Here is a 22237-nt window from a genome sequence, read left to right as displayed (position 1 = left end):
TGGCGGATGGCTCCCGTTCGCTGACTGCTGACAGCCGCCAGCTTGGCACCAAGATGCCGGTAGGGGGCCATCCACCCCAACAATTCCGCGCTGCTGCATCTTGCTTGGCTCGCGCGCGCCACAGCGCGAATGGTCCGTCACACACAGGGGATGCCCTGTAGCAACAGACGGAGACCACGATGACCGACCGCACCGCCCGCGCCGCCCGCAATCAGGAACGCAGCCTGGCCGCCTTCCTGGCGAAGAAGGCCGAATTCGATGCCCTTCTCGCGGAACTCCAGCAGGCCAGCGCAGACCATTTCAGCGCGGATCCGGAGTCGGTGCTCTGGGGCGAGGCGGCCTGGCTTTCCGACGCCACTGCGAAGCTGAAGGACATCGCGGACCAGCATTTCCGCCGCGGCGAATACGAAACCTGAAGCGGGCTGTCCCAGCACCGCCCCGACCGGGTTCTGCCCGACGGGGCTCCCGGCAGTAGGGGCCGATGACCGGCACCCGGAACCGGAGACCACCACGATGACCAAGCTTTCCGATACTCAGCGCGTGATTCTCAGCGCCGCCGCACAGCACGAGATGGGCCTCGCCCGCGCGCCCAAGACCCTGCCGGCCGCGGCCCGCAACGCGGTGTTCCGCAGCCTGATCAAGAACAACCTGCTGACCGAGATCAACGCCCCGCGGGAGCATGTCGGGCTCGGCTGGCGCCAGGATGACGAGGGCACCCGGATCGTGGCGCGCATCACCGATGAGGGGCTGCGCGCCATCGGCATCGACCCGAACGAGGACGACGCGCAGGCCGCCGCGCCGGTCGCCGGCACGGCGCCCACGGGCGGGGAGGACGCCGCGGAGGGAGACGCCCCTGCGGAGGAGGCGGAACCCGTCCACGCCGCGCCGACACCGGCGTCGCGCACCAGCCTGCGCGACGCCGCCGCGGCGGTGCTGGCCGCCTGGGACAACGAGGCCAACCGCGAGACGGACATCATCGCCGCCCTGGATGCGCCGATGGAAGCCCTGCGCACCCTGCTCGCCAGGAAGGCGCCCCGCCAGGTGGGGGAGCCCGGCGCGTCGCGCAAGCCGCGCGAGGGGACGAAGCAGGAGGCGGTGCTGGCGATGCTCCGTCGCGAGGAGGGGGCCACAATCGCGCAGATCTGCGGGGCGACGGGCTGGCAGCAGCACACGGTCCGCGGATTCTTCGCTGGCCTGAAGAAGCGGCAGGGGATCGAGGTGCAGGTGCTGGAGCGCATCCGCGAGGTCGGCCCAAATAAGGATGGCGCACGCGGGAGCTACACGATCTACAAGGTAGCGGGCTGACCTGCACGCGATTGGATCAGGGCTCGCTGCTGAGGCAACGCGAGCCCTGATGCTGCGGGACCACGGCTCCACCCTCCTCGTTCGCCCGCGCGCAGATCGGCGGTCCCTGCGGCTGACGCCAGCAATGGGGAGGGGGGCTCGAATCTCTGGCACCTTGGGGGAGCCATCCGCGGGAGGGGGCACGCAGGGATTATTCCCGCCTAAAAAAGAGCCTTCGGATTCATCGAGCCCGGCCGGCCGATGCGGCCGAACGGCGCTTGCGAGACGCGCGGCTGGTCCGGGACAGGTGCCTTCAACTGAACGCGGCGGCTCGGGCCGATGATCCGCCGCCGTTCAATTTATCTCGCCTGCACCCAACATCAGCCGAGCTGATATTGGCGCCTCACGCTATGGATAGCGGCCGTACCCCAACGGCGTTCACGCGACTTCGCCGCAGCCAACGCACAAGCCCACAGACCGGATGAAGCCCACGGAGCGATCCGATCGTGCCGCGGCTCACGGCCTCATGGCTGGCGTGTTGTCGAGAACGGCCTCAAGCGTCGAAGCCCGGCCTATGTCACCGACCAGGTCCGCAAAGCCCTCCCGTCGCAGAAGGTCGCGCACGGCGCCGTGCGCCCCTATCACGGCCAGGCGTGCGCCTCGGCGCTCCACCTCGGCATGCAGCTTCCGCAGCATCGCCGTGGCCGCGAGGTCGAGATAGGGCGCGGCGGAGAGGTCGCAGACCACAAGGCGCTGCGTGGCGGGGCCCGCGGCGCCGAACCGCGCGATGACGGCATCGAGCACAGCCTCCGCATTGACGTAGAGCAGCGATCCTTCCGGGCGGAAGGCGATGACCCCCGGGATCGGCTCGTTCTCCGGGTGGCGCGCCATGTCGCTGTACCGCGTCGTGCCCGGCACGCGGCCGAGGAACGCCACATGCGGCCGGCTCGTCCGCACCAGCATGATCAGCACGGACACCAGTGCCGCGAGCAGGATGCCCTGCAGGATCCCGAACAGCAGTACGCCCGCCAGCGCGACCGCAGCGGCCGCGAAATCGGGCCGGCTGACGCGCCACAGGCGGATCAGCGCCGGAATGTCGATCAGGCCGGCCACGGCCGTCAGCACGACCGCCGCCAGCACCGCCTTCGGCAGGTTCGCGAACAGCCCGGTCAGGAACAGCAGGCAAAGGCCGAGCGCCACGGAAGCAAGGATCAGCGTGAGCGGCGTGCGCGATCCCGCCTTCTCCGCCACGGCGGATTGCGACAGCGCCGGCAACTGGGTCATGGCGATGGTAATGCCCGCGCCGGCCTTGAAGCCGACCAGGATGCTGTCGCTGATCAACTTGGTCAGCACGCTCAACCGCAGCGTCCAACCGCAGCAACGGGAGAAGCGCTAAGCGGAGACAGCCTCGCCCGACCTGTGCTTGCGTGGCATCTGGCTGAGGTGGACCCAGATGGTTCTCAACCTTGGGACGCGTTCGCGCCGGTCATCCGTCGTGCGGAAGACGACCGCGAGGACTGGGTCCAGCACGGGGGCCGTCGTCACGGGGCGAAGTTGTCGGAACCCGCACACATCCCCACGTCCCGGCGCTAGCGCCGCTGGAAAGCAAGAACGGCGTCCGCATGCCTTCGTACTGCGGTGCGTCCTTTACCTGCCGGTGCGAAGCCTGCAATCAGGCGGCATGCTCGCGCTGCCCGCCATTCCGCTCCTTGCCCTGGCCTGCGTCCCGCTGGTTGGCTGGGGGCTGCGCCGTGCCCCCGTCATGGCGCCCTGGCTCGCCGCGCTCCCGGCGGCGCTGTTCCTGCTGGTCCTCACGACCCCCGACGGGGCCATGTTCAGCCTGCCTTGGATCCCGACGCTCGGCGTAGAGCTTTCCGCCTCGACGGCCTGTCGCGCCTTTTCGCGCTGCTGATCGCCGGCATCGGTGCCGGCGTGTTCCTCTACGCTGCCGCCTATCTTGAAGGGCACCCGCTGCTGCACCGCTTACTCGCGGTGCTCACGCTGTTCATGGCGGCGATGCTGGGCGCGGTTCTGGCCGACGACCTGCTGCTGCTGTTCGCCTTCTGGGAACTCACCAGCCTCGCCTCCTTCCTGCTGATCGGCTTCGACGCCCATCGCGCCGAGGCGCGCCGTGCCGCGCAGCAGGGGCTGATGGTGACGGTGGCCGGCGGCCTCGCCATGCTCGCAGGGATCCTGGTGCTGGGGGATGCCGCCGGCACCTTCCGCATTTCCGCCATCCTGGCGCAGGGCAGCACCCTCGCCGCGCATCCGGCGGCGCCCTGGATCGTGGTGCTGATCGCAATCGGTTGCTTCGCCAAGAGCGCGCAGTGGCCGCTGCATTTCTGGCTGCCCAACGCCATGGCGGCGCCGACGCCGGTCTCGGCCTATCTTCATTCGGCCACCATGGTGAAGCTCGGGGTCTATCTGCTGGCGCGGCTGAATCCCGCCTTCCAGGAGATGGCGCTGTGGCAGGGCCTGCTCACCGGATTCGGCACCGCAACCATGCTGGCCGGCGCGGTGCTGGCGCTGCGCGAGCGCGACCTCAAGCGCAAGCTCGCCTGGTCCACGGTGGTGGCGCTCGGCACGCTGGTCGCGTTGATCGGCATCGAGGACCCGCTCGCCGCGACCGCCGCGGTCGTCTTCCTGCTGGTCCATGCGCTTTACAAGGCGAGCCTTTTTCTGATTGCCGGCATCGTGGACAAGAAGGCCGGCACGCGCGATGCCATGCAACTGCGCGGTCTGGCTCGGCGCATGCCCATCACCGCAGCCGCGGCGCTGCTGGCGGGGCTCTCCATGGCGGGCGCGCCGGGCTTCATCGGCGCCTTCGCGAAGGATCTGCTGTTCACCGTTCAACTCGGCGTGCCGGGACTGCTGCCTGCGGTCGCGCTGGTGGTGAACGCGGCGATGGTGGTGGTTGCGGGCGTCGTCGCGGCGCGGCCCTTCATGGGCAAGCCAATGGAAACCCGCGACGTGGCGAAGGATCCGCCGCCTGCGCTGCTCGTCGCGCCGATCGTTCTGGCGACGCTTGGGCTCGTGTTCGGCATGGCGCCGCACCTCATCTCCGCCGCCATCATCGAGCCTGCGGCCGGCGCCATCCTCGGCCGGCCGACGGGGATCGCGCTCGGCGAGAAGCAGGGCGGCACGGTGGTGATGACCATGTCCTTCGCCGCGCTCGGCCTCGGCCTGCTGATGTTCCTGGGCTGGCGGCGCCTGCAGCCCACGCTGGCCGGCCAGACCTGGCTCGACACCTACGGTCCGGACGCCGGCTATGGTCGCGCGATGCGCGCCGTCTCGGCCGTCGCGGTGGCGCTTACGCGCCGGGTGCAAGGCGGCAGCCTGCGCGGCTACCTGGCGGCGAGCCTCGCATTGGTCTTCGCCGGCGCGGCGCTGGTTCTGATGGCTCGCGGGGGGCTCGCGCTGCCGCTGCCCGGTCCGTGGGCCGGGCCGGCACAACTCGCGCTCGCGGCTGTCATCCTCGCCGGCGCGCTGGCCGCCTGCCGGCTGCGTGCGCTGTTCGGCCAGGTGATGGCGGCAGCACTCGTCGGTTTCGGCGTCGGCATCCTGTTCCTGACGCTGGGCGCGGCCGACCTCGCCTTCACCCAGTTCACCGTCGAGATCCTGGCCATCGTGCTGCTGGTCGCGATTCTGGCGCGGCTGCCCTTCCACGCGCCGGACGCGCGGCGCGCGCCGGAGCGCCGGCGTGACGCGCTGCTCGCCGCCGGCGTGGGCGCGGCCGGCACCGCCATCCTGCTCGCCGTGCTTTCGGTGCCCTTCGACCCCTTCATCACTGAATGGATGGGTCAGGCCGCGGTGCCGGAGGCGAGGGGGCGCAACGTCGTCAATGTCATCATCGTGGATTTCCGGGCGCTCGACACGCTGGGCGAGATCGCGGTGCTGCTGCGCCGGGCCGGGAAGCCGGGCTGATGCTGGACAGCCTGATCCTGCGCGCCTCGGCGCGCTACGTGCTGTGGGCCTGCGTCGCGCTGTCGGTCTTCGTGCTGCTGCGCGGCCACAACGAGCCGGGCGGCGGGTTCATCGGCGGGCTGATCGGCGCGCTCGGCTTCGTCTTCCACGCGCTGGCGCGCGGCCCGGCGGCGACGCGGCGCGTGCTGCGGCTCGACCCGCTGGCCTGGGGCGGCATCGGGCTGCTGCTGGCCGCCGGCTCCGGCCTGCCGGCGCTGCTGCTGCACGCCGAGCCGCTGCTGACGCACCAGTGGATGGAGGGCCTGCCGATCGGCACCGCGATCCCCTTCGACATCGGCGTCTATCTCGTGGTGCTGGGCTTCGCGCTGGCCTTTGTGCTGCCCTTCCTGGGCGAGGACGCGGCATGAAGGCGGCACGGTTCGCACGGGCGGGGCGGCTCTGAGATGGAAACGCTGCTCGCCCTGCTGTTCGGCCTGCTGCTGGCCGCCGCCTGCTACATGCTGCTGGCGGTCGCGGTCGCGCTCACCGGCTGGCGGATGCTGCGCGGCCCGGGCATCGCCGACCGCGCGGTGGCGATGGACCTGCTCGGCCTGCTCGCGGTCAGCGCCACCGCGCTCGCGGCGCTGGCCAGCGGGCACCTCGCGCTGCTCGATGTCGCGCTCGGCCTCGGCCTCGTGGGCTTCGTCGGCGCGGTGGGCGTCGCCGCCTTCATCGCGCGCGCCTCCCGCCCGCCGGAGGCGCGCGATGACTGACGCGCTCGCCGCCCTGCTGCTGGTGCTGGGCGCCGCCATCGCGCTGATCGCGGCGATCGGCGTGGCGCGGCTGCCCGACGCCTTCCTCCGGATGCACGCCGCCACCAAGGCGGGGGTGGTCGGCGCGGGACTGATCCTGATCGGCGCCGGCCTCGCCTTCGGCAGCGGTGATGCCTGGCTGCGCGTCGGGCTGATCGTGCTGTTCCTGCTAGTGACGGTGCCGCTTTCCTCGCATGCGCTCGGCCGCGCCGCCTATATCGGCGGTGCGCCGCTGTGGGCGGGCAGCGCCGAGGACGCGCTGGCCGGCGTGCTGCCGCGCCATGCCATTGATGACGAAACCGCCTCTCCCGCCCCGGTGCAGCAGGCCGCTGCCATCCCGGCGCCGGCCATCGCGTCCATGCCGGGTGCGCCGGACGGCCCGGCGCGGCCCGCCGGTCCGGGCGACGCGCGCGGCGCTGCGCCCTGACCGTCCGTGCTGTAGTACGATCGCAGCCGCGCGCCCGCGCAGTTCCGGGCCGACACGGGGCATCTCGCTGGCGGCGGGGCCTTTGGCCTTCCGGACGCTTCCGAGGGAGACGATACGGCAGGCATGACAGGGCCCGTCGGATCTGCCCAGACTCCACGGGCCGGATTCGTGCGCCGCCCGCCGATCGGGACCTGCCAACATGAGGACGACCAATGAACGACGCTCTTCTGATCGCGGGTGGCCTGATCCTGCTGGTGGCGGGCGGGGAGCTGTTCGTGCGCGGCGCCGTGCAGATCGCCGAGCGAATGGGCGTGTCGCCGCTGCTGATCGGCCTCACCCTGGTCGGCTTCGGCACCTCGACGCCCGAGCTGGTGACCAGCGTCAAGGCCTCCCTGGCGGACTCGCCGGGGATCGCGGTGGGCAACATCGTCGGCTCCAACATCGCCAACATCCTGGTGATCCTCGGGCTCGCCGCGCTGATCACGCCGATCGCCGTCGGCCGCGGCGCGCTGCGGCGCGACGGGACAATCGTCGCGGCGGTGGCGCTGGCCTTCACTGGCGTCAGCCTGTTCGGCACGCTCGACCGCGCGGTGGGCACGCTGTTCCTGCTCGGGCTGGTCGCCTATGTCGCCTATGCCTGGCGCGAGGAGCGCCGCGGCGAACCCGACCACGCCGCCGCCTTCGAGAAGGCGCAGGCCTTCGAGGAGGTCCACCCGAGCGGGCTGCATGCGACCAACGCCTCGGCGCCGGGGGCGGGCTGGAAGGGGGTCGCGATCTCGGTCGGCTTCGCCTTCGGCGGGCTCGCGGTGGTGGTGCTCGGCGGCGGCCTGTTGGTGGACGGCGCGGTCGGCCTGGCGCGCGGCCTCGGCGTGTCGGAGACGGTGATCGGGCTGACCATCGTCGCGATCGGCACCTCGCTGCCCGAACTGGTGACCTCGGTGATCGCCGCGCTGCGCCGCCACGCCGATGTGGCGCTGGGCAACGTGCTCGGCTCCAACATCTACAACATCCTCGGCATCGGCGGGGCGACGGCGCTGATCGCGCCCACGCCCATACCCGCGGCGATCGTCGCCTACGATGGCTGGGTGATGCTCGGCGTGTCCTTGCTGCTGCTGCTGGTGGCGCGGACCGGTTGGCGGATCGGCCGCCGGGAGGGCGCGGGGCTGCTCGCGCTCTACGCGTTGTATGTCTGGTCGATCTGGCCGGCGGCGTGACGTGGGCCGCGCTCAGAACGCGCCGAACCGCCCGGCGAGGACGAGCACGACCACCAGCGCCAGGATCGGCCCGGCGCAGGCGACGGCGAAGATGTCGGCATAGGCTTCGCGGTGGGTCAGCCGGCAGATCGCCAGCAGCGTGACCACCGCGCCGCTGTGCGGCAGCGCATCGAGCCCGCCGGTGGCGATGGCGGTCACCCGGTGCAGCACTTCCGGCGCGATGCCGGCGGCGAGCCCGCGCGCGAGATAGGTCTCGCCCATGGTGCCGAGCGCGATGCTCATCCCGCCCGAGGCGGAGCCGGTGATGCCGGCCAGGATGTTCACCGCGATGGAGAGCGAGACCAGCGGATTGCCCGGCGCGATGCCGAGCACCGCGTCGCGGACCAGGGCAAAGGCCGGCAGCGAGGCGACCACCGCGCCGAATCCCACCAGCACCGCCGTGTTCAGCGCGGGGATCGCCGCGGCATTGGCGCCTGCGCCGAGGGTCTCGCCCAGCCGCGGCAGGCGGCGGCGGTTGGCCAGCACGGTCAGCACGATGGTGGCGGCGAGCGCGAGCAGGATCGCCCAATACCCGATCAGCTTCGCCGGATCCGCCCCGCCCAGGCGCGGATCGGCCGGCTGCCCGGCCAGCAGGGCGGGCAGGACCAGGCCGGCGAACAGCCCGTTCAGCGCCACCACCAGCAGGATCGGCGCGGCGGCGAGCGCCAGCGGCGGCGGCGCGGCGGCCGCGGCGGCGCCGTCGCGCTGCGCCTCGGCGATGTCGAAGCCTTCGCCCTGCGCCATCTCGCGCAGTCGCGCCGGCGCGGGCGGCGGTGGCTCCGGCGCATCGGCGGCGAAGCGGCCGCGCCGCGCCCGCCACAGCAGCCAGGCGAGGCCGAAGCCCAGCATCACCGCGCCGCCGATCAGCCCGAGCCCGGGGGCGGCGAAGGCGGTGGTGCCGAAGAACGGCATCGGGATGGCGTTCTGGATCGCCGGCGTGCCGGGCAGCGCGGTCATGGTGAAGGTGAAGGCGCCGAGCGCGATGGTCGCCGGGATCAGCGCGCGCGGCAGGCGGGCGCGGGCGAACAGCTCCGCGGCCAGCGGCTGCACCGCGAAGGCGACGACGAACAGCGACACCCCGCCATAGGTCAGCGCCGCGCAGGCCAGCACCACCGCCGGGATGGCGTTGGCCGGGCCGAGCCGCGCCGCCAGCGCCGCGGCCAGGGCGCGCGCCGCGCCGGTCTCCTCCATCAGCTTGCCGAAGATGGCGCCGAGCACGAACAGCGCGAGGAACTGCGCGAGGAAGCCGCCGAGCGCGGGCATCATGACATGGGTGAGCGAGGCCAGCGCCGGCGCGCCCGCCGCCAGCACCGCGGCCAGGGCGGCGAGCGGGGCGGCGACCAGCACGCTGACCCCGCGATAGGCGAGCAGGATCAGCAGCGCCAGCGCGGCGAGGATGCCGAGGATGCCGCTCACGGCAGCATTCCGGCGTCGGGCGGGACGGCCAGCGTGGCGCGCCGGCCGAGATCGGCGCGGTGGCGCGCGAGCCAGGCGCCGGCGGCATCGAAGCCCTGCTGGTGCAGGCACTGCAGATAGGACCACTCGGGCAGGCGCGCCCTGTCGCCGGGCGCGAAGACGCTTTCGTCGGCGCTGATCCGGTGCAGCCGCAGCGAGCCGAGCCGGTTGAACAGCGGCTCGGCGCCGGCACCCGCCCCGCCGCCCTCTGCCAGCGCGCGCTGGAGCGCGGCGATCGCCCGCAGTTCGTTCACCAGGCTCGCGTTGAAGACGATCTCGTTCAGCCGCTCCGCGGTCGCGGCGGCGCCGCGCGGCGCCTCGCGCCGTTCCTGCGGGGTGAGCTGGACGATCAGCAGGTCGCTCGCGTCGGCTTCGGCGATCAGCGGCGCCAGCGGCGGATTGGCCAGGTAGCCGCCATCCCAGTAGGCGCGGCCGTCGATCTCGACGGCGCGGAACAGATGCGGCAGGCAGGCCGAGGCCAGCACAGCCTCGGGCGTCAGGTCGGCGTTGCGGAAGACACGCAAGGCGCCGGTCGCGACGTCGGTCGCCGAGAGGAACAGCCGCGGCGCGTCGGCGGCGCGCAGGCGCTCGAAATCCACCGCCTCGGCCAGCAGGCGGCGCAGCGGGTTGAGATTCTGGCCCAGTGCCGTGCCGCCGCCGAGCCCGCCGATCGCCGTCTCGGCGAAGGCGCGCCAGGCGGCCTGGGTGGCCGACCACAGCGCGAAGGGCGCCCATTCGGGCAGCGCCGCGCCGAAGGGACCGGCCGCGAGCCGCGCCGCCTGCGCCGCGCGGCTGACACTCTTCCAGAACTGCCACAGGGTGCGCTGCGCCGCCGGGCGGCCGCCCTCCATCAGCCCGTGCGCCAGCAGCACGGCATTGACCGCCCCGGCGCTCGCGCCGCTGATGGCCACGATTTCGATGCCGTCCTCGTTGAGCAGCCGCTCCAGCGCGCCCCAGGTGAAGGCGCCATGCGCACCGCCGCCCTGCAGCGCGAGTTCGAGCCGGACCGGCGGCATTGCGGTGCCGGATGGCGGGCGGGCGGTCAAGTGCCGGCGTCCCCGTCGCGGCGGGCTGGCGGTGTTTCGGCGTTGTCCTTCCGCGCCAACCGCACGCTGACCGGGGGCGTGTTCTGGACCAGCCAGTAGCCGACACTCGTTGCGACGACCAGAAGAGCGAGTCCGAACATCTCCATCGGCTGGGTCGTCTCCTGGTCCAGGATGATCACCTTCCGCGCCACCGCCATCAGGGCGGTGGCGATGACGATCTTGATGTGGATGACTTCCTCGCGCAGGTAGATCGTGATGTTGACGAAGATCTCGATGGCAACCAGCACGGCCATGAAGGCGCCGAAGGTCGCCAGCATGTCGGCAATGGTCAGGATGAAGCGCGGCGGCGAGGCGAGACGCTGCCAGATCACCCAGCCGACATCCACTACTCCCATGATGATCACGAACACCATCATGACCGCCATGGCGCGGACACACATGCGGATGACGTATTGCAGCCGGTCGATGAGGGGTTCCTGGTCCGGCGCCATGTCGGATCCTTCTTATTGGGGCGATGGCAGGTGGTGGCAATCAGGCAGCGGACACGACTAAGGGGCGCAGGCAACGTATCGCCAATTTCTCCATCTCCAGCAGCGCGAAGATCAACACTGCGACCGCCAGCACGGGCAATCCTTCCCCGAGCGGGTCCAGCGGGCGCGACGCGAAGAGCACCTGCATGGGCTCAGCGTAGGTGAAAAGCAACTGCAGGACGATGACGGCCGCGACGCCGAGCAGCACTGCCCGGGTGCCGAGCATCCCGCGCCAGGTCAAGGAAGCGCCGTGCCGGTAGCGAACGCTGAACAAATAGGCGACTTCGGCCGCCACCAGCGTGTTGACGGCCATGGTCCGTGCCGTCTCGACCGACAGCCCCTGCGCGGTGGCGTATTTGAACATGCCGAAGACGCAGCCGAAGAACAGCAGCGAGACGAAGACGATGCGCCAGACCACGAAGCCGGTGAGGAGCGGCTGGTCGGCCGGGCGCGGCGGCAGGCGCATGGTACCGGGCTCGGTCGGCTCGAAGGCGAGGGTGAGCGCGAGTGCGACCGAGCTCACCATGTTCACCCACAGGATCTGCGTCGGCGTGATCGGCAATTGCGTGCCGAGCAGGATCGCCAGCACGATGCTCATCGCCTCGCCGCCATTGATCGGCAGCAGGAAGGTCACGGTCTTGGTGAGGTTGTCGTAGACCGTGCGCCCGGCCCGCACGGCGGCGGCGATGGTGGCGAAGTTGTCGTCGGCCAGCACCATCTCGGCCGCTTCCTTGGCCGCCTCGGTGCCCTTGCGGCCCATCGCCACGCCGACATCGGCGCGCTTGAGCGCGGGGGCATCGTTCACCCCGTCGCCGGTCATGGCGACGACGGCGCCCCCGGCCTGCAGCGCCTCGACCAGGCGCAGCTTGTGCTCGGGGCTGGTGCGGGCGAAGACATCGCTCTCCAACACGCGCACGCGCAGCGTCGCGTCGTCGAGCGTGTCAAGCTCGGCGCCGGTGACCACCGACCCCGCGCCGCGCAACCCGACCTGGCGCGCGATCGCGCTCGCGGTCGCGGCGTGATCGCCGGTGATCATCTTCACGCGGATGCCGGCGGCCTGGCATTCCGCCACCGCGGCGATCGCCTCCTCGCGCGGCGGGTCGATCAGCCCGAGCAGCCCCAGCAGCACGAGCCCGCCCTCGATGTCGGCGGGCGCCAGGGTGTCGGTGCCGTGCGGCACGTCGGCCCTGGTGGCGACGGCGATGACACGCAGCCCGTCGGCGGCCAGCGCCTCGGCCCGGGCACGCCAAGCGGAGGCGTCCAGCGGTGCGGTGCCGTCTTCCCGCCGGACCGCGGCGCACATGGCCAAGACCCGTTCCGGCGCGCCCTTGACGCAGACGAAGGCAGCGTCGTGGCCGGCGTGCAGCGTCGCCATGTAGCGGTGGCGGCTGTCGAAGGGGATCTCGTCGCGCCGCGGATGGCGCAGCCGCGCCGTCTCGGGCGCCAGACCGGCCCGGGCGGCGAAGGCGAGCATCGCCCCCTCCATCGGGTCGCCCGCCACCGTCCAGCCGCCGTCCGGCTGCTCGCGCAGCGCGGCGTCGTTGCACAGCGCGACGCCCTGCGCGAGTTCCTGCAGTAGCGCCAGCGCGGCGGGGCCTGGCGTCTCGCCGGCCAGGGCGACGCTGCCGCCGGGCGCATAGCCCGAGCCCGAGACCTCGAAACGGCCGAAATCGGAGTCGATGACCGCGACCGCCATCTCGTTGCGGGTCAGCGTGCCGGTCTTGTCGGAGCAGATGACGGAAACGGCGCCGAGAGTCTCGACCGCCGGCAATTGCCGTACGATGGCGTTGCGCGCCGCCATGCGCCGCACGCCGATCGCGAGCGTGATGGTCATCACCGCCGGCAGCCCCTCGGGGATCGAGGCCACCGCGATGCCGACCACGGCCATGAAGGCTTCCTCGGCGCCGAAACCGCGGAAGAGCCAAGCGAAGGCGAAGATCAGGACCGCCAGTCCGAGAATGATCCCGGTCAGCCGCCTGGCGAACAGGTTCATCTGGCGTAGCAGCGGCGTCGTCAGCGTCTGCACGGCACCGATCATGCCGCTGATGCGGCCGATCTCGGTCGCCGGGCCGGTGGCGACGACGACGCCCATGCCCTGCCCCGCGGCGACCAGCGTTCCTGAGAAGGCCATGGAGGTCCGGTCGGCGAGCGGCGCGTCCGCCGCCACGGGATCGGACGTCTTGTCCACCGGCACCGATTCGCCCGTCAGCGCCGCCTCCTCGACACGCAGGCCGCGCGCGCGCAGCAGCCTGAGGTCGGCGGGAACGCGCTCGCCCGGCTCGAGCAGCACCACGTCGCCGGGTACGAGATCGGCCGCGTCCACGGTGATCCGTGCGCCGTCGCGCAGCACGGAAGCGTGCGGGCTGAGCATGTCGCGGATGGCATTGAGCGCCTGCTCTGCGCGGCCTTCCTGGACGAAGGCGACGGTGGCGTTCACCAGCACCACGCTCAGGATGACGATGGCGTCCTTGAAGTAGCCGAGCACCCCGGTGATGGCCGCCGCGGCGATCAGGACCTGGATCAGCAGGTGGTTGAACTGAGCGAGGAAGCGCCGGAACGCGCTGCGCGGCGCGGCCGCCGGCAGCGTGTTCGGGCCGTGCTCGGAGAGGCGCCGGGCGGCCTCACCGCGCGTGAGGCCCGCGGGCGCCGCACCAAGACGGCCCAAAGCTTGCTCCGTCGCCAGGCTATGCCAGCCGGCGCCGCCTCCGTTTTGTGCGCGCGGCGGTGCCGGGCCTGGTGGAAGCGACATGCCGCCTCTCCTCGATGGTCATGGTCCCAAGTGTCGTCCAGTGGTGCGCGGCTGGACCCGACCTGCCCACCGCTCGGATGACCGGTCCGCCTATGCGGCCAGCAGCGTAGGCAGCGTCGGCCCCTGGTCGAGCAGGTCCATCGTCGCGCTGCCGAACACCAGATTGTGCAGCGGTGCATGCCGGACGGCGCCCATCACCAGCAGGTCCGCCTGGGCCTCCCGCGCGGCGTCCAGGATCGCGCGCGTCACGCCGCCGCTGCCGCGCTGCACGGGCCGGAAGTTGGCCTTCGCGCCGTGCCGCGCCAGCAGGTGGGTCAGTTCGACCGCCGACTGCCCCGGGCGGAATTCCTTGTCGTCGGTGACGCTCACGACAGTTACCGAATCCGCCCGCTTCATGAGCGGCAGCGCGCCATGCACCGCGCGCACCGCAGCGGTCGAGGCATCCCAGGCCACGATGACGCGTGAAGGCGGCGACGCGGCGGCGTGGCTGGGCGGCACGAGTAGCATGGGGCGTCCGGACGAGAAGATGCCGCCGTTGGCGACGAAGCGCTTGCCGATGTCGGCGCCCGACCCGAAGGACATGACACCGAGGTCGCTGACCCGCATCTGATCGGCGAGGACCTCCCCGACGCCGTAGGCGAAGCTGCTGCGGCCGCGCACCTCGAAGCGCAGGCCCCGCGTCTCGAGCGCCGCCCGGACGTGCAGCAGCACGCCATCCTCGTGCGCTGCCAGCTCGGTCTCCGGCATCTCGGCGTCTCCGCCCGGCGGCTCGGGGCGATAGACGCTCGCCGCGAACACCAGTGCCGCAACATGCGCCGAATGCGCCTCCGCCAGGGCCAGAGGCAGGGCGATGGACGCATCCACCGCGCCCAGCGTGTCCGGCTCCACATGCAGCGCGATTGTAGTGACAGCCACGATCCCAGCCTCCTTCACGTTCAATTCGGACCCCGCGAGCATGAGGCGCGCACGAGGTCGGTTTTCAAGAGCATGGCGCGCTGCCGAACCGCGGAGCGCTGTTCCGTTCGCTCTCCGTTTGTCCTTCCGCGCCTGGTCACGCCATCGGCCCGGGCCCGCTGCGCCGGCTCGGCCCGCGGCGCTCAGATGCACTCAACGGCGCTGATTGAGCAATGATGTACATCAATGCCGGCCAGTCGCGCCTGCGGATACACGTCGCAGTCTGACGAGCGTTCAGACGTGAGGAGCGCGGTGCTCACGCGGCGTCTCCTGATCTTGAGGGAGGCTGCGGAGCCGATGCCCTTGTCGGCGACCGCGTGCGTTTTCGCACGCGGCAATGTGCGGTGGCGCTGCGCGGCGACACCGCGAGGAGTATTGGGACGGCATGACAACCGACGACAAACCGCGCGCGTTGCCCCCGACACTCCAGACCGCGGTGCATGACCTCGCGCAGGCCGGGTCACGCGACGCGATCGTCTCCTTCGAGGTGAATCGGACGCGGGTGATCAGCTACAGCGATCTCGCCGCCGAGGTGGCGCGCCAGGCGCGCCGTCTCGCGCATGCGGGTGTCGGCCCGGGAGATCCCGTCATCCTCTGCGGGCCGGGCGGCGCTGACTGGATCCTGACCTGCCTCGCCATCCTGCATTGCGGTGCATGCGTAGTCCCGGTGGACGCGACGCTCGGCGCCGACAGTTTCCGCCACGTGCTGCGCGACAGCGGAGCGCGCGTCGCGCTGATCGCGCCATCCTCGGCACTGAGGCTGCGCCGGCCGCTCGACCAGCAGGGCGTGCGCGCGCTGCCGCTGGCCCAGGACGAAACGGCAGAGGAAAGCCGGGACGCCACCTTCGCGCGCGTCGGTCCCGAGGATCGCGCGGTGCTGTTCTACACGTCGGGAACAACCGGGCCGCCCAAGGGCGTGCCGCTGACGCACGGGAACCTGATCTACCAGCTCCGCGTGCTCGCCGGCACGGGCATCGTGTCGCCCGATGACCGCGTCCTGCTGCCGCTGCCGATGCACCATGTCTATCCGCTGGTTCTGGGCGTGCTCACGCCGCTCGCCGGCGGCATCGCCGTGGTGCTCCCGGCGGGCTTCACCGGCCCGCAGGTGGTGGCCGCGCTGCAGGCGGGCAGGCCGACGGTGATGATCGGGGTGCCGCGGCTGTTCGATGCCCTGACCAACGCCGTGGTCGAGCGGATGCGACAGCGCGGGCCTGTCGTTCAGGCGCTGTTCCGCGGCGCGCTCGGACTGTCGCGCCTTGTCCGCCGCCGCTTCGGCTGGCGGATCGGCCGGACGCTGTTCGCGTCGCTGCACCGCCGGCTCGGCCCATCGCTGCGCGTCGTCGTCTCCGGCGGCGCCGCGCTCAGGTCCGAGACCGCCTGGACCATGGAGGCGCTCGGCTGGAAGGTGGCGAGCGGCTACGGACTCACCGAGACCTCGCCTATGCTCACCATCCACCCGCCGGGCGCGATGCGCTTCGAGACCGTCGGCGGCGTGGCCCCGGAGACCGAGCTGCGGATCGAGGGCGCGGCGGAGGGCAACGCCGAGGGCGAGGTCCTGGCCCGCGGTCCGGGCGTGTTTGCAGGCTATCATGCGCTGCCGCAGAAGACGGCAGAGGCCTTCACCGCGGATGGCTGGTTCCGCACCGGCGATCTCGGCCGGATCGACGAGACGGGCTGGCTCCGCCTCACCGGTCGGCGCTCGACGGTGATCGTCACCGAAGGCGGCAAGAACCTGCAGCCCGAGGAGATCGAGGAGGCCTACCAGGCGCATCCGGCGATCGAGGAGATCGCGGTCCTCCAGCACGACGGCCGCCTCGCCGGGCTGATCGTGCCGGCGCGCGCCGCGCGGGCCGAGGACGGGGGCGAGGCGGCGATCCGCGAGGTCGTGCGCGAGGTCGCGCGCGCCCTGCCATCCTACCAGCGCATCGCCGAGTACCGCCTGACCGCCGAGCCCATCCCGCGCACCCGGCTGGGCAAGCCGCGCCGCCAGCTCATCGTGCAGGCCTATGCGCGCGCCGGGGAGGCGGGGCGCGAGGAACGCGGCCGCGCGAGCGGCCTCGTGCCGATCGAGACTCTTTCGGCCGACGACCGGGCGCTGCTCGAACACGACACGGCGCAGACGGTGCTCCGGATGCTCGGCGAGAGGTTCGCCGATCGCCGCATCGGGCCCGACAGCGACCTCCAGCTCGATCTCGGGATCGACTCGATTGGCTGGCTCGACCTGTCCCTCGACATCGCCGACCAGGCTGGCGTCACGTTGTCCGACGCGACGATCGGCGAGATCCGCACCGTACGCGACCTGCTGGTGCGGGTGGCCGAGGGCGGCGATGCCGGGGCCGATGCGCGGCTGCCGCTCGAGGAGCCGGAGCGCGTGCTGGGCGAGGACGGGCTCCGCTGGCTGGAACCGCGCGGCACCGGCCAGCGGATCGCCGGCCGCGTGCTCGCGGCGGCGAACCGCTTGGTGTTCCGCCGGCTGTTCGGGCTTAGCGTGCGCGGCGTCGAGGCGCTTCCCGCCAACGGCCCCTTCGTGCTCGTGCCCAACCATGCGAGCTATCTTGACCCCTTCGCGATCGCCGCCGCGCTGGACGCGGCGCGGCTCGAGCGGATGTACTGGGCGGGCTGGAGTCGGCTCATCGTCGCCGGACCGCTACGCCGCGCCTTCGCCCGCATCGCCGGCATCCTTCCGGTGGACGACGGGCGCGCGACCGCGGCTAGCATCGCCTTCGGTAGTGCGGCGCTGCAGCGCGGCCATGGGCTCGCTTGGTTCCCCGAGGGCATCCGGTCCGCCGACGGGCAATTGCAGCCGTTCAAGGCCGGCATCGGCGTGCTCCTCGCGCACCGCAACCACATCCCGGTGGTGCCGGTGGTGCTGCGCGGGACCGTCGAGGCGTGGCCGCGATCACGCCGGCTGCCGCGGTTCCGCCGCCTCTCGGTGGAGTTCCTCGCCCCTTGCACGCCCACCGAGTTGGCCGCGGAAGGCGTGGGCGAGGCCGAGGCGCGGCGGATCGTGAATGCGCTCCGGACGCGGATCGCGGCGGCGATCCGCGCGCAGGATGCCGGATGACGCGGGCGCTCGGATGCGCTCGATCCAGCCCAGGTAGGGTTGATGCAGGTCAATGCCGGCCGGCGGCGCTCGTGGCAACTCTGCCGGGCCTGACAAGTGTCGACACGGGAGGGGCGTGATGCTGACGCGGCGGTTCCTGACCGTGAGGGAGGTCGCCGAGTTGGTCCAGGTGTCGGAGGCCACCGTCCGTCACTGGATCAAGCTGCGGGAACTGAGGGCTATCGCTCTGGGACGCGAGTGGCGGATCATCCCTCGCGACCTCGAGGCTTTTCTCGCCACGCATGAAACCCGACGCGTGGCCGCATTCCCGGTCGATGCCCCCGACGGAACGGCCGTGATGCCTGGGTCCCAGGGCGAGGCGGCGCCGGAACTGCCGGCCGACGCGTCCGGGCCCCAGGACGCCCGGCGCAACCACTGACGCATGCCGACCGCCAGAAGGCGGGGGTCGCAGAATGGAGAATCGAAATGCTCGCGCGTGATCTGATGTCGACCGGGTTGCTGACGTTCCTGCCGGACATGGGCCTGGAGCCCGCCGCGCGCGCGATGGCCGAGCGCGGCGTTTCGGGCGCGCCGGTGGTGCGGGAGGACGGATTGCTGGTCGGCGTGATCACCGAGGGCGACCTGATCCGCCGCCTCGCCGATGCGGCGGCGCCGAAATCCGGGTGGTTCGCCAGCCTGTTCCGCGCCTCGGAAGAGGACGCCGCGCGCTTCGCCCGGGTCCGTGGCCGTACGGTGAAGGACGTCATGACCATGGACGTCGCCAGCGTCACGGAGGACGCGACGGCGGAACAGATCGCGCACGTGATGGAATCGCGCGGGATCCGCCGCGTGCCGGTGCTGCGCGACGGCGTCCTGGTGGGCGTCGTCTCGCGCGCCGACCTGCTGCGCGCCCTCATCTTCGGGGAGGATGGAACGGCCGTCGCCCGGTCGGACGCCGAGATCCGGCGCGCCCTGTCCGCCGCGCTGCGCCAGCAGCCCTGGTTCGACCGGCAGCTGATGTTCGTCGATGTCGCGGACGGCGTCGTACGCCTGCACGGCTTCTGCGGCTCGGAAGATATCCGCCGTGCTCTGCGGGTGCTGGCCGAGGGATTGCCCGGCGTCAAGCGCGTGGAAACCGATTTCACCGCGCCGCCGCCGTTCCTGCTCGGGGCGCGCTGAGCGCCAGCGGCGGCCACCTCCCGAAGGACAATGCCGATGCCCAAGACCATGAAGGCCGCAGTCTTCGTCGAACCCGGCCGGATCGAACTGCGTGAGAAGCCCGTCCCCGAGATCGGGCCGCTCGACGCGCTGCTGCGCATCACCACCACCACGATCTGCGGCACCGACGTGCACATCATGAAAGGGGAGTATCCGGTCGCCGAGGGCCTGACGATCGGCCACGAGCCGGTCGGCGTGATCGAGCGCCTGGGTTCCGGCGTGAGGGGCTATCGCGAGGGCCAGCGCGCCATCGCCGGCGCCATCACCCCCTCCGGCTGGTCCAATGCCTGCCTGTGCGGCAGGTGCAGCCAGGACGGCGCCGGCACGAAGCACGGCTGGCGGCCGATGGGCGGCTGGCGCTTCGGCAACACCATTGACGGCTGCCAGGCCGAATACGTGCTGGTGCCGGACGCCATGGCGAACCTCGCCCCGGTGCCCGACGAGCTGACCGACGAGCAGGTGCTGATGTGCCCCGACATCATGTCCACCGGCTTCTCGGGGGCCGAGAGCGGCAAGGTGCAGATCGGCGACGCGGTCGCGGTCTTCGCCCAGGCGCCGATCGGGCTGTGCGCCACCGCCGGCGCGAAGCTGATGGGGGCCACCACCATCATCGCCGTGGACCGCGTGCCGGAGCGGCTCGCCATCGCGCGCCGCCTCGGCGCCGACCATGTGGTGGATTTCTCGAAGACCGACCCGGTCCAGGAGATCATGCGCCTGACGGACGGCCGCGGCGTAGACGTGGCGATCGAGGCGCTCGGCGCGCAATCCACCTTCGAGGGCGCGTTGCGCGTGCTGCGGCCGGGCGGCACGCTGTCCTCGCTCGGCGTCTATTCGACCGACCTGACGATCCCGCGCGATGCCTTCGCCGCCGGGCTCGGCGACCACACCATCGTCACCACGCTTTGCCCCGGCGGCAAGGAACGGATGCGGCGGCTGATGGATGTGATCGCGAACGGGCGGCTCGACCTCAAGCCGCTGGTCACGCACCGCTTCCCGCTCGATCGGATCGTCGAGGCCTATGACCTGTTCAGCCACCAGCGGGACGGCGTGATGAAGGTGGCGATCACGCCTGAATGCGGCACGGGGCCCGTCGGGCCTTGTCAGGGCTGCCGCTCCGGCGCGCCCGGCTCCGCCCGTCCCGGCGCGCCGGCCTGGCGCACGGCCTCCGCCCGTACCGCGGCCATGGCTTGGCCGCGCAGGACGATCCCTGCGAACGGGACCGGCAGCCCGGCTTCCGCCAGGGCGCGCGTCACCCATGTATTGCACGTGAAGTGCAGTGAGTAGGCGATGACCGAGGGCACCAGCCGCAACCCGGCGCCGGGCGGCAGGGAAGGCGGCACCGGCACGCGCATCTGGCCGGCGACGAAGGCGGCAATGGCGCCGATGCCGCCCGCCGGGAGCCGGAGCGCGATCGCCTCCTCCGCCCCGGGCGGCACGGCGTCATGAAGCGCCCGGATCGAGACCACCGCGACGCCGCCGGTCAGCGCCTCGAACGCCTCGGTCAGGCCGGGCCGGTCGGCGCGCATCCAGCTCTCCAGCGCGAAGCCGAAGCTGAAGGCCGCCGCCGACGGGGCGCCGGCCCGGACCGGCGCGAGCGCCGTGGAGGCCAGCGCGTGAGCCGGCAGGCAGATCTCCGTGTGCCAGGATTCGGCGATGACGATCAGCGCAGGGCCTGGCTGCAGCGGCGGCCCCGCCGACGGCGTGAGCCGCGCGGCACAGGCGCCGACGAGCAGGGCGGGAAGGGCGCGTCGCAGCGGCATGCCCTCCCCAGATCGGGAGCCGCACGGCGTTCGCCAACGTCCCGCCGCCACGCACCGCGCGGGCCCGGCGCGGCTCGCCGCTCGTTGTGCCGATGAGCGCGACACCCGATCGCCCCGCGTCAACGGCGCTGCGGCGTGTCGCGGACCGGATCGGGACCGGGCAGGCGACGACCATCGGCATGGTGCTCCACGGCCTGGGCCCGGCGGGCGTGCCGCTGGCGGTGGTGCTGCTGGCGCTGCCCTCGGTGCTGCCGGTGCCGTTCCTGCCCACCGGCCCGGTGACGGGCCTGCTCCTGATGATGATCGGCGTGGAGTTCGGCCTGGGTGCGAGGCGGCTCAGGCTGCCGGGCGCGCTGCTGCGCATCGGCCTGCCCCGCGCCGTCCTCGCCGCCGTGTTCCGGCGCGCGCTGCCGCGGGTGGAGCAGATCGAACGATGGCTGCGGCCGGGACGGCTGCGCTGGCTCACCGGCGCGGCCGCGCGGCCGCTGCTTGGGCTGAGTATCGTCCTGCTCGGCTTCTCTCTCATCCTGCCGGTGCCGTTCGGCAATCCGCCCCCGGGCATCGCGCTGATCCTGCTCGGTCTCGGCCTGCTGGCGCGCGACGGCGCGGCGGTGCTCGTCGGCCTCTGCCTTGGCCTGCTGGCGCTGGCATGGGTGGTCGCCATCAGTGCGGGAGCGCTCTATGCGCTGCATCTCGCGGTCGTGGCGCTCGGCTGGTGGTGACCGGGGACGCCGATGGCGGAGCAGGCGGCATTGCGCGAAGGTGTCGCCGGCATGCCCGGCGGACGGCACGCCGCCGCCGCCGCGCGGGCGCAGCAGCCGGCAATGCGGCGGCCGCACCGGCGCCTGGCAGAACAGCGTCGCGGCAACGGGAGGGCTAGGCGGATGTCGGATGCAGAGGGCCTCGTCCGGCGCGGGCCGGCGATCCGGCGGATCGTCGCCGGCACCGATCTCTCATCGCGCGCGGACCGCGCGCTGCGCCGCGCCGCGCTCGTCGCCGCTGCGGCGGGCGCCGAGTTGCTCGTGCTGCACGCGGTGGACGATGACCAGCCGCGCCACGTCGTCGAGGCCGAGCGTCGCGAGGCATCGCCGATCCTCCTCGAGCAGGTGGCGGCGCTCCGACAGGCGTCGGCGCATCCCATTCTCCCGCTGATCGAGGAAGGCGATCCCTTCTAGGCGATCCTGGGCGTCGCCGAGACGTGGGAGGCCGAGCTCATCGTGCTCGGCGAGCACAGGCGCCGGCCGCTGCGCGACATCTTCGCCGGCACCACCGTCGAGCGGGTCATGCGCCATGGCTGCCGCCCGGTGCTGATGGTCAATCGGGCGCCGGCGGGTCCCTACCGCCAAGCGATCGCCGCCACCGACCTTTCCGAGCATGCGGCGCGGGCGCTGCGCGCCGCAGCACGGCTCGGGTTGCTCGACCAGGCGCGGCTGACGCTGCTGCACGCCTTCGAGCCGCCCGGCCTTGGGGCGCTGGCACTGGCCGACGCACCGGCGGCCGCGGTGGCGGCGCGCGAGGCCGATTCGGCACGCGAGGCCGCCGCCGCGCTGGCGGGTTTCGTCGCGGCGCTCGACCTGCCCTACCGGCCCGAGCAGCGCGTCGTGGCGGGGCGGGCGGCAACGGTCGTCAAACAGGCGGTGGAGCAGGCGCGCCCCGACCTTCTGGTCATCGGCACCGCCGGCGCCGGCTTGCTGCGCCGCGCGGTCCTGGGCAGCGTGGCTGCCGAGGTGCTGGCGGCGGTGCGCTGCGACGCGCTCGCCGTGCCGCCCGATGCGCCGCGATGAGAACCCGATCCGGCATGGG

20 protein-coding genes and 2 pseudogenes are annotated in these 22237 nt (G+C 72.2%); 15 read left to right on the top strand and 7 right to left on the bottom strand.

The window, feature by feature from the left end; all coding sequences use genetic code 11:
• Positions 1-179 precede the first annotated feature (179 nt).
• Both GXW74_RS23195 and GXW74_RS28170 read left to right on the top strand, forming a co-directional pair.
• A complete protein-coding gene (locus GXW74_RS23195; protein ID WP_211848972.1) occupies positions 180-416 on the top strand; it encodes a hypothetical protein in 237 nt (78 codons plus the stop codon).
• A gap of 97 nt (positions 417-513) precedes the next feature.
• Complete coding sequence (locus GXW74_RS28170) at positions 514-1305, top strand: DUF3489 domain-containing protein (RefSeq protein WP_246523938.1); 792 nt, start codon at positions 514-516, stop codon at positions 1303-1305.
• Between the two features lie 495 nt (positions 1306-1800).
• Here the strand turns inward: GXW74_RS28170 and GXW74_RS23185 are convergent, their stop codons facing one another.
• Positions 1801-2649 (bottom strand): SulP family inorganic anion transporter, encoded by an 849-nt coding sequence (locus tag GXW74_RS23185; protein WP_338148311.1) that lies wholly within the window; start codon positions 2647-2649, stop codon positions 1801-1803.
• A gap of 316 nt (positions 2650-2965) precedes the next feature.
• Between GXW74_RS23185 and GXW74_RS23180 the strand changes: the two genes are divergently transcribed.
• The 6 genes from GXW74_RS23180 (at position 2966) to GXW74_RS23155 (ending at position 7640) form a co-directional block, all read left to right on the top strand.
• On the top strand, positions 2966-3196 hold the full coding sequence (locus tag GXW74_RS23180) for a hypothetical protein (RefSeq protein ID WP_211848970.1): 231 nt from the start codon (positions 2966-2968) through the stop codon (positions 3194-3196).
• On the top strand, positions 3130-5208 hold the full coding sequence (mbhE, locus tag GXW74_RS23175; protein ID WP_211848969.1) for a hydrogen gas-evolving membrane-bound hydrogenase subunit E: 2079 nt from the start codon (positions 3130-3132) through the stop codon (positions 5206-5208). Before GXW74_RS23180 ends, mbhE begins: the two co-directional genes overlap by 67 nt.
• Entirely contained in the window at positions 5208-5615 is a 408-nt protein-coding gene (locus GXW74_RS23170) for an MnhB domain-containing protein (RefSeq protein ID WP_246523935.1), read from the top strand. The genes mbhE and GXW74_RS23170 overlap by 1 nt, the downstream gene beginning before the upstream one ends.
• Positions 5616-5651: 36 nt before the next feature.
• The gene (locus GXW74_RS23165) at positions 5652-5960 is read left to right on the top strand and encodes a monovalent cation/H+ antiporter complex subunit F (RefSeq protein ID WP_211848968.1); all 309 of its coding nucleotides are present in this window, start codon (positions 5652-5654) and stop codon (positions 5958-5960) included.
• The gene (gene mnhG, locus GXW74_RS23160; protein WP_211848967.1) at positions 5953-6426 is read left to right on the top strand and encodes a monovalent cation/H(+) antiporter subunit G; all 474 of its coding nucleotides are present in this window, start codon (positions 5953-5955) and stop codon (positions 6424-6426) included. The genes GXW74_RS23165 and mnhG overlap by 8 nt, the downstream gene beginning before the upstream one ends.
• Positions 6427-6638: 212 nt before the next feature.
• Positions 6639-7640 (top strand): calcium/sodium antiporter, encoded by a 1002-nt coding sequence (locus tag GXW74_RS23155; protein ID WP_211848966.1) that lies wholly within the window; start codon positions 6639-6641, stop codon positions 7638-7640.
• Positions 7641-7652: 12 nt separating this feature from the next.
• On the opposite strand, the gene GXW74_RS23150 is transcribed toward GXW74_RS23155, so the two are convergent.
• The 5 genes from GXW74_RS23150 to GXW74_RS28685 all read right to left on the bottom strand — a co-directional run bounded on the left by GXW74_RS23150 (position 7653) and on the right by GXW74_RS28685 (position 14374).
• A complete protein-coding gene (locus tag GXW74_RS23150; RefSeq protein ID WP_211848965.1) occupies positions 7653-9095 on the bottom strand; it encodes a GntP family permease in 1443 nt (480 codons plus the stop codon).
• Positions 9092-10180, bottom strand: coding sequence for a patatin-like phospholipase family protein (locus GXW74_RS23145; protein ID WP_211848964.1), 1089 nt, complete (start codon positions 10178-10180; stop codon positions 9092-9094). Before GXW74_RS23145 ends, GXW74_RS23150 begins: the two co-directional genes overlap by 4 nt.
• Entirely contained in the window at positions 10177-10671 is a 495-nt protein-coding gene (locus tag GXW74_RS23140; RefSeq protein ID WP_211848963.1) for a phosphate-starvation-inducible PsiE family protein, read from the bottom strand. The genes GXW74_RS23145 and GXW74_RS23140 overlap by 4 nt, the downstream gene beginning before the upstream one ends.
• Before the next feature lie 40 nt (positions 10672-10711).
• Complete coding sequence (locus tag GXW74_RS23135) at positions 10712-13459, bottom strand: cation-transporting P-type ATPase (RefSeq protein ID WP_211848962.1); 2748 nt, start codon at positions 13457-13459, stop codon at positions 10712-10714.
• A 90-nt stretch (positions 13460-13549) separates the two neighbouring features.
• Positions 13550-14374, bottom strand: coding sequence for a universal stress protein (locus tag GXW74_RS28685; RefSeq protein WP_211848961.1), 825 nt, complete (start codon positions 14372-14374; stop codon positions 13550-13552).
• 424 nt (positions 14375-14798) lie between these two features.
• Here GXW74_RS28685 and GXW74_RS23125 point away from each other — a divergent pair, with 424 nt between their 5' ends.
• From GXW74_RS23125 to GXW74_RS23110, 4 genes and pseudogenes are all read left to right on the top strand, one after another.
• Complete coding sequence (locus GXW74_RS23125; RefSeq protein WP_211848960.1) at positions 14799-17477, top strand: AMP-binding protein; 2679 nt, start codon at positions 14799-14801, stop codon at positions 17475-17477.
• 118 nt (positions 17478-17595) lie between these two features.
• Positions 17596-17895, top strand: coding sequence for a helix-turn-helix domain-containing protein (locus GXW74_RS23120; protein WP_211848959.1), 300 nt, complete (start codon positions 17596-17598; stop codon positions 17893-17895).
• A 47-nt stretch (positions 17896-17942) separates the two neighbouring features.
• Positions 17943-18635 (top strand): CBS domain-containing protein, encoded by a 693-nt coding sequence (locus tag GXW74_RS23115; RefSeq protein ID WP_211848958.1) that lies wholly within the window; start codon positions 17943-17945, stop codon positions 18633-18635.
• Positions 18636-18665: 30 nt separating this feature from the next.
• Positions 18666-19697 (top strand): annotated as a pseudogene (locus GXW74_RS23110) (NAD(P)-dependent alcohol dehydrogenase); the annotation flags it as partial.
• Between the two features lie 77 nt (positions 19698-19774).
• Here GXW74_RS23110 and GXW74_RS23105 read toward each other — a convergent pair.
• Entirely contained in the window at positions 19775-20434 is a 660-nt protein-coding gene (locus GXW74_RS23105; protein WP_211848957.1) for a DUF2459 domain-containing protein, read from the bottom strand.
• Positions 20435-20526: 92 nt separating this feature from the next.
• Here GXW74_RS23105 and GXW74_RS23100 point away from each other — a divergent pair, with 92 nt between their 5' ends.
• From GXW74_RS23100 to GXW74_RS23090, 3 genes and pseudogenes are all read left to right on the top strand, one after another.
• On the top strand, positions 20527-21156 hold the full coding sequence (locus tag GXW74_RS23100) for an exopolysaccharide biosynthesis protein (RefSeq protein WP_211848956.1): 630 nt from the start codon (positions 20527-20529) through the stop codon (positions 21154-21156).
• Between the two features lie 12 nt (positions 21157-21168).
• Positions 21169-21738: pseudogene (locus tag GXW74_RS23095) on the top strand (universal stress protein); the annotation flags it as partial.
• Entirely contained in the window at positions 21718-22218 is a 501-nt protein-coding gene (locus GXW74_RS23090; protein WP_338148310.1) for a universal stress protein, read from the top strand. The pseudogene GXW74_RS23095 and the gene GXW74_RS23090, both read left to right, overlap by 21 nt.
• Positions 22219-22237 lie beyond the last annotated feature (19 nt).

The sequence above is a fragment of the Neoroseomonas eburnea genome (genome assembly GCF_018129005.1).
GTDB lineage: Bacteria > Pseudomonadota > Alphaproteobacteria > Acetobacterales > Acetobacteraceae > Neoroseomonas > Neoroseomonas eburnea.
Note: the sequence above shows the minus strand (reverse complement) of the source record. Positions and strands in the feature narration are given on the sequence as shown.